The sequence below is a fragment of the Pseudomonas sp. GM79 genome (assembly GCF_000282495.1).
Taxonomy (GTDB): domain Bacteria; phylum Pseudomonadota; class Gammaproteobacteria; order Pseudomonadales; family Pseudomonadaceae; genus Aquipseudomonas.
On the sequence record NZ_AKJE01000066.1, the window covers coordinates 18,964 to 31,061 of the forward strand.

The 12,098-nt window shown below is 58.9% G+C and carries 11 protein-coding genes; 7 read left to right on the plus strand and 4 right to left on the minus strand.

Annotated elements, in window-relative coordinates; genetic code table 11:
- Positions 1-280 precede the first annotated feature (280 nt).
- The 3 genes from PMI36_RS11500 (at position 281) to sthA (ending at position 4,546) form a co-directional block, all read left to right on the plus strand.
- On the plus strand, positions 281-1,744 hold the full coding sequence (locus tag PMI36_RS11500; protein WP_008073072.1) for a glyceraldehyde-3-phosphate dehydrogenase: 1,464 nt from the start codon (positions 281-283) through the stop codon (positions 1,742-1,744).
- 256 nt (positions 1,745-2,000) lie between these two features.
- Positions 2,001-2,945 (plus strand): FAD:protein FMN transferase, encoded by a 945-nt coding sequence (locus tag PMI36_RS11495; protein WP_238543581.1) that lies wholly within the window; start codon positions 2,001-2,003, stop codon positions 2,943-2,945.
- A 206-nt stretch (positions 2,946-3,151) separates the two neighbouring features.
- Positions 3,152-4,546, plus strand: a complete 1,395-nt coding sequence (gene sthA, locus PMI36_RS11490; RefSeq protein WP_008073074.1) for a Si-specific NAD(P)(+) transhydrogenase — start codon at positions 3,152-3,154, stop codon at positions 4,544-4,546.
- Between the two features lie 42 nt (positions 4,547-4,588).
- Here sthA and PMI36_RS11485 read toward each other — a convergent pair whose 3' ends face one another.
- On the minus strand, positions 4,589-5,311 hold the full coding sequence (locus PMI36_RS11485; RefSeq protein WP_008073075.1) for a glycerophosphodiester phosphodiesterase: 723 nt from the start codon (positions 5,309-5,311) through the stop codon (positions 4,589-4,591).
- Positions 5,312-5,325: 14 nt separating this feature from the next.
- Positions 5,326-5,907 (minus strand): PilZ domain-containing protein, encoded by a 582-nt coding sequence (locus PMI36_RS11480; protein ID WP_008073076.1) that lies wholly within the window; start codon positions 5,905-5,907, stop codon positions 5,326-5,328.
- Between the two features lie 94 nt (positions 5,908-6,001).
- Here PMI36_RS11480 and PMI36_RS11475 point away from each other — a divergent pair, with 94 nt between their 5' ends.
- The 3 genes from PMI36_RS11475 (at position 6,002) to PMI36_RS11465 (ending at position 9,252) form a co-directional block, all read left to right on the plus strand.
- Positions 6,002-7,252, plus strand: a complete 1,251-nt coding sequence (locus PMI36_RS11475; RefSeq protein WP_008073077.1) for a lipoprotein-releasing ABC transporter permease subunit — start codon at positions 6,002-6,004, stop codon at positions 7,250-7,252.
- Positions 7,253-7,259: 7 nt separating this feature from the next.
- Positions 7,260-7,943 carry a lipoprotein-releasing ABC transporter ATP-binding protein LolD gene (gene lolD / locus PMI36_RS11470; RefSeq protein ID WP_020700644.1) on the plus strand — a complete coding sequence of 228 codons (684 nt, stop codon included), beginning with the start codon at positions 7,260-7,262 and terminating at the stop codon, positions 7,941-7,943.
- 64 nt (positions 7,944-8,007) lie between these two features.
- Positions 8,008-9,252: a lipoprotein-releasing ABC transporter permease subunit gene (locus tag PMI36_RS11465; RefSeq protein WP_007907744.1), complete on the plus strand. Its 1,245-nt coding sequence runs from the start codon at positions 8,008-8,010 to the stop codon at positions 9,250-9,252.
- 50 nt (positions 9,253-9,302) lie between these two features.
- Here the strand turns inward: PMI36_RS11465 and trhP are convergent, their stop codons facing one another.
- Complete coding sequence (trhP, locus tag PMI36_RS11460) at positions 9,303-10,640, minus strand: prephenate-dependent tRNA uridine(34) hydroxylase TrhP (protein ID WP_008073078.1); 1,338 nt, start codon at positions 10,638-10,640, stop codon at positions 9,303-9,305.
- A gap of 162 nt (positions 10,641-10,802) precedes the next feature.
- On the opposite strand from trhP, the gene PMI36_RS11455 reads away from it, so the two are divergent.
- A complete protein-coding gene (locus PMI36_RS11455; RefSeq protein ID WP_008073079.1) occupies positions 10,803-11,864 on the plus strand; it encodes an AI-2E family transporter in 1,062 nt (353 codons plus the stop codon).
- Here the strand turns inward: PMI36_RS11455 and PMI36_RS11450 are convergent.
- Positions 11,861-12,043, minus strand: coding sequence for a hypothetical protein (locus tag PMI36_RS11450; protein ID WP_008073080.1), 183 nt, complete (start codon positions 12,041-12,043; stop codon positions 11,861-11,863). The two genes, PMI36_RS11455 and PMI36_RS11450, sit on opposite strands and share 4 nt — an antisense overlap.
- Positions 12,044-12,098 lie beyond the last annotated feature (55 nt).

The following is a 12,098-nucleotide window of genomic DNA, read 5'->3' on the forward strand; positions in this document are numbered from 1 at the left end:
CTGTGTCTATATGCACAAGCTGGGTGAAATGTAGTGGTAATGACAAAAACTGGCGGTTTGACACTGAAAATGTAGTGCCAAAACCGCTCAGTGTTACGGAGGGTTACGGACACGCCAACGTTGTCGTCGGAAAATTGACTGTGCTGAAAGCCCCGGATTTACTGGGCTGGCGCGGGGCGTAATTTTTTTGAACAGGATTTTGTTACCGCTTGTGCGACAGGCGCGCATTGCTACGGGAGGCACTCGGCGGCATAATGTAGCCCCTTTTTTCTGCCCCTACATGTGGAAGGTTACCGTGACTCAGAAGCCCGACCAGTGTCTTGGTGAATGGATCGACCGTGAAGCACTCGCAGAAGCGATGATTCCGCTTATCGGTCAGCTCTACCGCAATAACAACGTGGTGAGCTCGATCTATGGCCGCAGTCTGATCAACCAGTCTGTCATCGCGATTCTCAAAGCTCACCGCTTTGCTCGCCATCGCCAGTCCGATGACAGCGAATTGTCCGTCCACGAAACATTCCCTCTGCTCAAGGCAATGAGCGAGCTCAAGCTCGGCGCTGCTTCGGTAGATCTGGGCAAGCTGGCTGTCAAATTCAAAGCCGAAGGTAATGGCCGTACCGCCGAAGCGTTCGTCCGTGACGAGCTGGCCGATGTGGTCGGCAAGCAGAATGGTTCCGGCCGTACCGGCACCGACGTTGTCCTGTATGGCTTCGGTCGTATCGGTCGTCTGCTGGCGCGCATCCTGATCGAGAAAACCGGTGGTGGCGACGGCCTGCGTCTGCGCGCCATCGTTGTCCGCAAGGGCGCCGAGAACGATCTGGTCAAGCGTGCCAGCCTGCTGCGTCGCGACTCGGTGCATGGTTCGTTCAATGGCACCATCACCATTGATGAAGCCAATAACACCATCACCGCCAACGGCAACCTGATCCAGGTTATCTACGCGAAGAACCCGACTGAAGTGGACTACACCCAGTACGGCATCAAAAACGCGCTGCTGGTGGACAACACCGGTGTATGGCGTGACGCCGACGGCCTGGGCCAGCACCTGTCCTGCCCGGGTATCGACCGCGTTGTTCTGACCGCGCCTGGCAAAGGCAAGCTGAAGAACATCGTTCACGGCATCAACCACGGTGAAATCACCGCTGACGACAAGATCGTGTCCGCCGCTTCCTGCACCACCAACGCCATCGTGCCGGTGCTGAAAGCTGTGAATGACAAGTTCGGCATCATCAACGGTCACGTCGAAACTGTTCACTCGTACACCAACGACCAGAACCTGATCGACAACTTCCACAAGGGTGATCGCCGTGGTCGTAGCGCCGCGCTGAACATGGTTATCACCGAGACTGGTGCTGCCACCGCTGCTGCCAAGGCGCTGCCTGAACTGGCCGGCAAGCTGACCGGTAACGCGATCCGTGTTCCGACGCCGAACGTGTCGATGGCCATTCTCAACCTGAACCTTGAGAAAGCCGCCACCCGTGAAGAGATGAACGAGTACCTGCGCTACATGGCGCTGCACTCCGATCTGCACAAGCAAATCGACTACGTCAATTCGCAGGAAGTGGTTTCCACCGACTTCGTTGGCTCGCGCCACGCAGGTGTTGTGGACGCTGAAGCGACCATCGTTCAGGACAACCGCGTTGTTCTGTACGTCTGGTACGACAACGAGTTCGGTTACAGCTGCCAGGTGGTTCGCGTGATGGAAGACATGGCCGGTGTAAACCCGCCAGCATTCCCGCGCTAAGCCTTAGCCGCACATGAAAACGCCCCGACTTTGGTCGGGGCGTTTTTGTTTGTGGGTGATCCGGTAGGAGCAAGGCTTGCCCGCGAAGGCGATTTGCCTGGCACATTGCTTTCGCGGGCAAGCCTCGCTTCTACAAGGGGTGCATAATGGCCAGTCTTGGCGTGGTTTCAAGGAGGGGCTGGGTTTGTTGACATGGCGATGGTGCAGTGTTGTTGTCCTGATAGGCGCCTTGACCGGCTGCGGCAATAGCGATTCGATGGAGAGTTTCAGCGGCCCGACCATGGGCAGCAGCTATTCGATCAAGTACGTGCGCCGTGCCCATCTTCCCGCTCCGGCAGAAGTCCGCATCCAGGTTGAAAAAATCCTCGCTGAAGTCGATCAGCAACTGTCGACCTATCGCAGCGACTCCGACATTGAACGCTTCAATAATTTGCCCGCTAACCACTGTCAGACAATGCCCGCGCCAATCCTCGAACTGGTCCGCGTCGGCGAGCGACTGTCTTCGCTAAGTGAAGGCTCCTTCGACCTGACGGTGGAGCCGCTGCTCAACCTCTGGGGATTCGGGCCGCAAGCGCGAGAGGAAAAAGTGCCGAGTGCCGAGGCGCTCGCCGAGGTGCAGCAACGCGTCGGCCACAACCATTTGCGCATCGACGGTGATCAGTTGTGCAAGGACGTGGCAATCGAGCTCGACTTCAACAGCATCGCGGCCGGTTACGCGGTCGATACGATTGCCGCGAAACTCGAAGCAATGGGTATCCACAGTTACCTGACTGAAGTCACTGGCGAGCTAAAGGCCGCCGGCAAAAAACTCGATGGCTCGCCTTGGCGCATCGCCCTGGAAGAACCCCGAGACGATCAGCAAGTCGTGCAAAAAATCATCGCCATCGACGGCTATGGTGTGTCCACCTCCGGTGACTACCGTAATTATTTCGAGCAGGGTGGCCAGCGCTATTCCCACACCTTCGATGCCCGTACCGGTGCACCCGTCCTGCACACCCTGGCGTCAGTCACAGTTATTCATCCTTCAGCGTTAATGGCCGATGGTCTATCGACGCTGTTGCTGATTCTCGGTCCTGAACGGGGGTGGGACTATGCCGAAACCCATGACATTGGTGCATTCTTTGTGATTCGTGCCGATACAGGTTTTGTCACCCGCACCAATCAGGCTTTTGAGCGCCTGGTGGGTGAGAAAACCAAGTGATTGCGGCATCAAAAGTGTTTTTGATGGCGTTGTAGTGCAGGCAAAACTAGCCTACGACGCGACCAAGGGTTAATGTGCCCGGCGTTGACGCTTCTATAGACTGTGTCCGGGTTCTGCACTGGCCCCAAATTGTTCCTTCACGCCGCAGATCGGCGTGATTTAGCCGCAGGTGCCGAGGGCGCCGCGGCCTGTTCTGAGGAGTATGCATGGCTGTCTACAACTACGACGTGGTGGTGTTGGGTTCCGGCCCGGCGGGAGAAGGCGCGGCAATGAATGCCGCCAAGGCAGGGCGCAAGGTGGCGATGGTCGATAGTCGTCGCCAGGTCGGCGGCAACTGCACCCACCTGGGCACCATCCCGTCCAAGGCTTTGCGTCACTCGGTCCGGCAGATCATGCAGTTCAACACCAACCCGATGTTCCGGGCGATTGGTGAGCCGCGCTGGTTCTCGTTCCCGGACGTTTTGAAAAGCGCCGAAAAAGTCATCTCCAAACAAGTCGCCTCGCGCACCGGCTACTACGCCCGTAACCGTGTCGACGTGTTCTTCGGCACCGGCAGCTTCGCTGACGAGCAAACCATCGAAGTGGTCTGCGCCAACGGCGTGGTTGAAAAACTGGTGGCCAAGCACATCATCATCGCCACCGGTTCGCGCCCTTATCGCCCGGCGGACATCGATTTCCATCACCCGCGCATCTACGATAGCGACACCATCCTCAGCCTCGGTCACACCCCGCGCAAGCTCATCGTTTACGGCGCTGGCGTGATTGGTTGCGAATACGCATCGATCTTCAGTGGTCTGGGTGTGCTGGTCGAGCTGGTGGACAACCGCGGTCAGTTGCTGAGCTTCCTCGACTCGGAAATTTCCCAGGCCCTGAGCTATCACTTCAGCAACAACAACATCACGGTTCGCCACAACGAAGACTACGACCGCGTCGAAGGCGTGGACAACGGTGTGATCCTGCACCTCAAGTCCGGCAAGAAGATCAAGGCCGATGCCTTGCTCTGGTGTAACGGCCGTACCGGCAACACCGATCAACTGGGTCTGGAAAATATCGGCGTGAAGGTCAACAGCCGTGGCCAGATCGAAGTCGACGAAAACTACCGCACCTGCGTACCGAATATTTATGGTGCCGGTGACGTGATCGGTTGGCCGAGCCTGGCCAGTGCCGCCCACGACCAGGGCCGTTCGGCCGCTGGCAGTATTGTCGACAATGGCAGCTGGCGCTTCGTCAACGACGTGCCAACCGGCATCTACACCATTCCGGAGATCAGCTCGATCGGCAAGAACGAGCAGGAGCTGACTCAGGCCAAGGTGCCGTATGAAGTGGGCAAGGCGTTCTTCAAGGGCATGGCGCGTGCGCAGATCGCTGGCGAGCCGCAAGGCATGCTGAAGATCCTGTTCCACCGCGATACCCTGGAAGTGCTGGGCGTTCACTGCTTCGGTTATCAGGCGTCGGAGATCGTGCACATCGGTCAGGCGATCATGAGCCAGCCGGGCGAACAGAACACCCTGAAGTACTTCGTCAACACGACGTTCAACTACCCGACCATGGCTGAAGCCTATCGGGTAGCGGCGTACGACGGCCTCAACCGGCTTTTTTGAGCGGCTCCGGCCGGTGGCCTGAGCCGGCCGGGGAGACCGATTTCAGCAATTCTCGAGCGTGGCAGTGGCCAAACCGGGAAAGTCTGTAATCAGGCTGTCAACGCCGAAGTCGGCGAGTCTGCGCATCAGCGCGGGCTCGTTGACTGTCCACACCGACACATGCAGCCCTTGACGCTGCGCCTTCTGCAGGCGCTCCGGCGTACACAGGGTCCAGTTCAGTGCCAGAATCTCACAGCCATAGTTTTGCGCGACCTTCAACGGGTCGAGCCAGGCGTACTCGGCCACCAAACCGCGAGACACGTCCGGCACCAGGTCCAGCGCGGCTTTCAACACTTCGCGTGAACTTGACGTAATCGTGATCTTGTCCCGCATACCGAAACGCTGCGCCATTTCGCGAATCGCCAGCACGGTGGTCGCGGCGCGGGTGCGTGAAGCGCTTTTGACTTCCAGTTGCCAGTGATCGAAATCACATTTCTCGAACAATTCTTCCAGCGTTGGAATCGGGCAGGGTTTGATCCAGCCCGGGCCGCCCTTGCGCGCATCGTAGGTCACCAGTTCCGCGGCGGTATGTTCGACTACTTTGCCGCGACGCTCGGTGGTGCGTTTGAGAGTCGGGTCATGGATCACCATCAACTCGCCATCCTTGGACAGGTGCAAGTCCAGTTCGCAACGGCGTACGCCGTGCTTGAGGCATTCCTGAAAGCTGGTCAGGGTGTTTTCCGGTGCTTCGCCCTTGGCGCCGCGATGGCCGTAAATAAGGGTCACGGTTCTTCCTTAAATTAAATGCCTGATTCGTTTTGTTCGCGGGCCAGGCGTCGTTCTTGTGCCTGTCGCTGCAAGATGTAACGGGCCAGCAATTGTCGCTGGGCATCGGACAGGTATTCGAACTCGGTGCCGACATCGTAGCCTTCGCCCTTGCGGTCGCAATGGGTGACGCGGGCTCGCAGCAACAGGCCAAGGGCTTGCGGCATCAGCACCAGTTTCACCGACAGGTGAGCGCCAGTGGCGATGGGCGTCGGATGCTGGAAGTCGATACCTCCTTCGGAGAGGATGACCGGCTGCGGTTCGCCGATCTGTCCGAGCACAGTCAGGGCGACCACCTGGCTTAGCAGGTCGATGCGTTTGTTCTGGGATTTCAGGAACGCGGCGATGGTCCGGTCGCGTTCGCTGATTTGTCGCAACAGGTGTTGCGACTCGAATTCGCTCAGGTGCAGTTCGCTGAGCAGGTTGAATAGAGGGGAAGCATCCTGCAACACTTCCTGGCCTGCGGCTTCGGGAGCAGACAGGGGCCGAATTTCCAGTGCGATCGCGTCCTCGATACGGTAGTATTCGCGGCGATCTTCTTCATCTAATGTCGACATGGCGAACCCATGGTAGCGGCGGTGGTCTGAGTGTAAAGCTGGTTATCGACCCCCGCCACAAGGACGTTCCTTTTCCCTCCGAACAAGCCCCGACATGTTCAGACCTCTCTTCGTATTTATTGGCACGCGTTATACCCGTGCAAAGCGTCGCAATCATTTTGTGTCATTCATTTCCCTGACCTCAATGATCGGACTCGCCCTCGGCGTGGTCGTGATGATCGTTGTGCTGTCGGTCATGAACGGCTTCGATCATGAGATGCGCACCCGCGTGCTGGGCATGGTGCCCCACGCGACCATCGAGTCCGGTGAGCCGATCAGCGACTGGCAAAGCCTGGCCGCCAAGGTCAAGCAGAACCCGCAGGTGGCGGCGGTTGCGCCCTTCGTCCAGATGCAGGGCCTGCTGACCAACAACGGCAAGGTCTCCAAGGTGCTGCTCAATGCCATCGACCCGGTGCAGGAACGGCAGGTGTCGATCATTGATAACTTCATGCAGCAGGGCAAACTCGATGACCTGGCGCCGGGCAGTTTCGGCATCGTCATCGGCGACAAGGCCGCGGCCAAGCTCGGCGTGGCGGTCGGCGACAAACTGACGTTTGTCGCGCCGGAAGTCACCGTGACCCCGGCCGGGATGTTCCCGCGCATGAAACGCTTTACCGTGGTCGGCATCTTTCATGTCGGCGCCGGTGAGATCGACGGCTATCTGGGCATCACCAATTTGCAGGATCTGGCGAAGCTGCACCGCTGGAAGCCGGATCAGGTCCAGGGCTTGCGCTTGAAGTTCGACGATCTGTTCCAGGCACCACGCATGGCGTGGACCATCGCTCAGCAACTCGGCGAAGACACGTATTACGCCCGCGACTGGACCCGCACCCACGGCAATCTGTATCAAGCGATCCGCATGGAAAAAGCCATGATCGGCCTGCTGTTGCTGCTGATCGTCGCCGTGGCGGCGTTCAATATCATTTCCACGCTGGTGATGGTGGTGAACGACAAGAAGGGCGACATCGCGATCCTGCGCACCCTCGGCTCTACGCCAGGGCAGATCATGGCGATCTTCATGGTTCAGGGTACGGTCATTGGCGTGGTCGGTACGCTGATCGGCGCGGTGGTCGGGATCTTCGCCGCGCTGAACGTCAGCGCCGCAATCTCGGCCCTTGAAGGGCTGATCGGCCACAAATTCCTGAACGCCGACGTGTATTTCATTGATTACCTGCCGTCGCAAGTGCAAAGCCAGGACGTGTTGATGGTCTGCGCCGCCGCGTTGGTTCTGAGTTTCCTCGCCACCCTGTATCCAGCCTGGCGTGCCGCGCGCACCCAGCCTGCGGAGGCGCTACGTTATGAGTGAGTCGGGCATGAGTGATAAAGCAATCTTGAGCTGCCGCAACCTGGGCAAATCCTACGTGGAAGGCCCGGAATCGGTAGAGGTTCTGGCCGGTCTGCAACTGGAGTTGCACCCTGGTGAGCGAGTGGCGATCGTCGGTACCTCGGGTTCGGGCAAAAGTACCTTGCTCAACCTGCTGGGCGGCCTCGATACGCCGACCAAGGGCAGCGTCTGGCTGGCCGGTGAAGAGCTCTCGGCGCTGAACGAAAAGGCCCGTGGCCTGCTGCGCAATCGGTCGCTGGGTTTCGTTTACCAGTTCCACCACTTGCTGCCTGAGTTCACCGCGCTGGAAAACGTCTGCATGCCGTTGCTGATCGGTAAAACCGCGATCCCTGAAGCACGTCAGCGTGCGACGGCGTTGCTGGAGCGGGTAGGGCTGGGCCATCGTCTGGAGCACAAACCTGCGGAATTGTCCGGTGGAGAACGCCAGCGTGTGGCCATTGCCCGTGCCCTGGTGAATAAGCCAGGCCTGGTGATGCTCGACGAGCCGACCGGCAACCTCGACTCCCACACCGCCCAGGGCATTCAGGATTTGATGCTGGAACTCAGCACCTCGATGCGCACCGCGTTCCTGGTGGTGACCCACGACATGAACCTGGCCCGCCAGATGGATCGCGTCCTGCATTTGCAGGAAGGTTACCTGACACCCATCTGATTGACCGAAACCCGGCGTACTGAACAGTACGTCGGGTCTTTTATTTTTATACGGTGCCCAGCGAATGTTCAGACCGTTATCGATCTTTATCGGCGCGCGCTATACCCGCGCCAAGCGCCGCAATCGCTTTGTTTCCTTCATCTCGATGACCTCGATGATTGGCCTCGCCCTGGGCGTGTTGGCGATGATCGTGGTGTTGTCGGTAATGAACGGCTTCCAGCGCGAAATGAGCTCGCGCATCCTCGGCATGGTGCCCCACGCGACCATCGTCGGCGTGAACCCGATCGACGATTGGCAGCCGGTGGCCGCCGCGGCGATGAAAAATCCTGAAGTGACGGCGGCGGTGCCGTTCACCGAGATGGAAGGCATGCTGTCCTACAAGGGCACGATGCAGCCGATCCAGGTCAGCGGTGTCGACCCGGCGCTGGAAGGCAAGGTGTCGATCGTTGCCAAGCACATTGTTCAGGGGCGTCTCGACGCCTTGAAGCCGGGCGAGTTTGGCGTGGTGATCGGTGAGATCACCGCAAGACGCTTTCGCTTGAACGTCGGCGACAAGATCACCCTGATCGTGCCGGAAATCAGCACCGCACCGGGCGGGATTACCCCGCGCATGCAACGACTGAACGTGGTGGGCGTGTTCAAGGTTGGCGCCGAGCTGGATGGCTCCATGGCGCTGATCCACGTCGCCGATGCCGCGCAGATGCAACACTGGCAGCCGAATCAGGTGCAAAGCGTGCGCCTTGCGGTGAAGGATCTGTACGCCGCGCCGCAAGTGTCGAGCGACATCGCGACAGGCCTGGGCGCTGCCTACAAGGCTGACGACTGGACCCACACCCAGGGCAGTCTGTTCAGCGCGATGAAGATGGAAAAAACCATGATCGGACTGCTGTTGCTGATGATCGTCGCGGTGGCGGCGTTCAATATCATTGCGACCCTGATCATGGTGGTGAACGACAAGGGCGCGGACATCGCGATCCTGCGCACCATCGGCGCGACACCTCGGCAGATCATGGCGATCTTCATGGTGCAGGGCACGGTGATCGGGGTTGTCGGCACCTTGATTGGCGGCGTACTGGGCGTGATCGCAGCGCTGAACGTCAGTGAACTGGTGGGCTGGATGGAGCGGGTCAGCGGGCAACACATCTTCAGTTCCGACGTGTACTTTGTCAGTAACTTGCCTTCGGAACTGCAGGGCGCGGATGTGTTGTTGATCTGTTCCGCCGGTTTCATCATGAGCTTTTTGGCGACGGTGTATCCGGCTTGGCGGGCGGCGAAAGTGGAGCCGGCCACGGCGTTGCGGTATTCGTAAGTCATTCCATCGTTTTTGCGGGCAAGCCTCGTTCTTACAGGGGCTTGTCGCTAACTCAAGCTGACATCGCGCATTAACAACCCAAAGCGCAAATCCACCGCGTCCGGTATTGGTAAATACACCGTGTGCCCATCCCCCGGCGCCACTTCAATGGCCTCGCCTTTGACGTTCTGCAACTGATGCAAGTCGAAGTGGAAATTACCCTTGGGCGTCATCAGTTCCATGTGATCGCCCAGACCAAAGCGATTCTTTACCCGCACCTCGGCCAGCCGATCCCGGCGTTCGCCAGTTAGCTCGCCCACGAACTGCTGACGCTCTGAAACCGAGCTGCCGTTCTGGTAATTCTGATATTCGTCATGCACATGTCGACGCAGAAAACCTTCGGTATAGCCACGTTGGGCCAGGGATTCCAGGTCGGTCATCAAGCTGCGATCAAACGCTCGGCCAGCCACCGCATCATCGATTGCGCGGCGATACACCTGGGTGGTGCGCGCGCAATAGAAGTGCGATTTGGTCCGGCCTTCGATCTTCAATGAATGCACGCCCATCTGCGTCAGGCGCTCGACATGCTGCACGGCGCGCAGGTCCTTGGCGTTCATGATGTAGGTGCCGTGTTCATCCTCGAATGCCGGCATCAGTTCGTCAGGGCGATTGGCTTCTTGTAGCAGGAACACTTGATCGGTCGGCGCGCCGATGCCCAGGGTCGGTTCGGGACGGAACTGCTGAACGATTTCGCCCAGCTGATTTTCGCTGGCCGGTGTCGCCGAGTATTTCCAGCGACAGGCGTTGGTGCAACTGCCCTGATTGGCGTCGCGCTTGTTCATATAGCCCGACAACAGACAGCGCCCGGAATAGGCCATGCACAACGCGCCGTGGACGAACACTTCCAGCTCCATCGCCGGGACCTGCTGGCGGATTTCTGCGATCTCTTCCAGCGACAGTTCGCGGGACAGGATGATCCGGCTCAAGCCCTGTTGCTGCCAGAACTCGACGCTGGCCCAGTTCACCGTGTTGGCCTGCACTGACAAGTGGATCGGCATCTGCGGGAAGTGCCGGCGCACCAGCATGATCAGGCCCGGGTCGGACATGATCAGCGCGTCCGGCGCCATGGCGATCACCGGTTCCAGGTCTTTCAAGAATGTTTTGAGCTTGGCGTTGTGCGGGGCGATGTTCACCACCACATAGAAACGCTTGCCCTGGGCCTGGGCCTCGGCGATGCCGAGCGCGAGGTTGGCGTGATCGAATTCGTTGTTGCGCACCCGCAGGCTGTAGCGCGGCTGGCCGGCGTACACCGCGTCGGCGCCATAGGCGAAGGCATAACGCATGTTTTTCAGGGTGCCGGCGGGGGCGAGCAGTTCCGGGGGCGTGAGCGTTATGGTGCTGGTCATGGCAGTGTCGATCGCAAAAGCCGGCAAGGGTAAGCGGCTTGCCCGCGGGGTTTATTGATCTGGATCTATGCTTGATGAAAAACGGATGGCACTCGCGCGAGCCGTGGCGGACTAAACATCAAGACGCGCGTTGGCGCCCCTGTGCACTGACATGGATTGGACATGAACGAAACGAAGCTGCAAAACACCTCGCTGATGGTCTTGCTGACGCTGGTGAGCATCGCCTTCATCTGGATTCTGCTGCCGTTTTACGGCGCGGTGTTCTGGGCAGTCATTCTCGGTATTCTGTTTGCGCCGTTGCAGCATCAGCTGCAACGCAAGTTCGGCTGGCCCCGCAATCTCACGGCCCTGTGCACCTTGATTCTCTGTGTGCTGATCGCGATCTTGCCGGTGATCACCATCAGTACCTTGCTGGTTCAAGAAGGCGCGGCGCTCTACAACAGAATCGAAAGCGGTGAATTGGACATTGCCGGGTATGTGTCGCAGTTCAAGCAAAGCCTGCCGCCGTACATTCAGTACTTGCTTGATCGTTTCGGCATGGGCGAGCTGAGCGGGCTACGGGAAAAAATCATCAAGAGCACGATGCAAGGCAGCCAGTTTGTCGCGACCAAGGCGTTCAGTTTTGGGCAGGGGACTTTTCAATTCGTGGTGAGTTTTTTCGTCATGCTGTACTTGCTGTTTTTCTTCCTGCGAGACGGGTCCGAACTGGCGCGCAAAGTACGCGCGGCGATACCCCTGGAAGATACCCAGAAGCGCCGTTTGCAACTCAAGTTCAATCGCGTGGTGCGGGCCACGGTGAAGGGCAACGTGGTGGTGGCGATCACGCAAGGGGCATTGGGTGGTTTTATTTTCTGGTTTCTGGACATCCCGAGCGTGCTGCTCTGGGCGGTGTTGATGGCGTTTCTGTCGCTGTTGCCGGCGGTGGGCGCGGGGATCGTCTGGATACCGGTGGCGGCATATTTCCTGTTCAGCGGAGCGATGTGGCAGGCCACGGTGCTCATCTTGTTCGGCGTGTTCGTGATCGGCCTGGTGGACAACGTTCTGCGACCGATCCTGGTGGGCAAGGACACTAAAATGCCGGACTACCTGATCCTCATCTCGACCCTGGGTGGCCTGGCGCTTTTTGGCCTGAACGGTTTTGTCATCGGGCCGTTGATCGCGGCGTTGTTCGTGTCGAGCTGGGCGATTTTCATCGATTCCAAGCCCAAGGTTCAGCTGCCTTAAGCGCTGAGCTGGCCTGAGTCGATACGTTGCGACAGGGCTTGGGCGGCGGGAAGCGAGGTGAGCGGGCCGCTGATCGGTTCGCCGTCCTGCACCAGATACCAACAGGCAAGCAATCCTCGCGCTCTGAGTTGTGCGGGAACGGCGCTGCCGATAACGGACATGATCTGAATCTGGGCCATAAGTACCTCCATTAATCTATGGAGCTACCTTACGGATCGGACGCTTGAACGGACA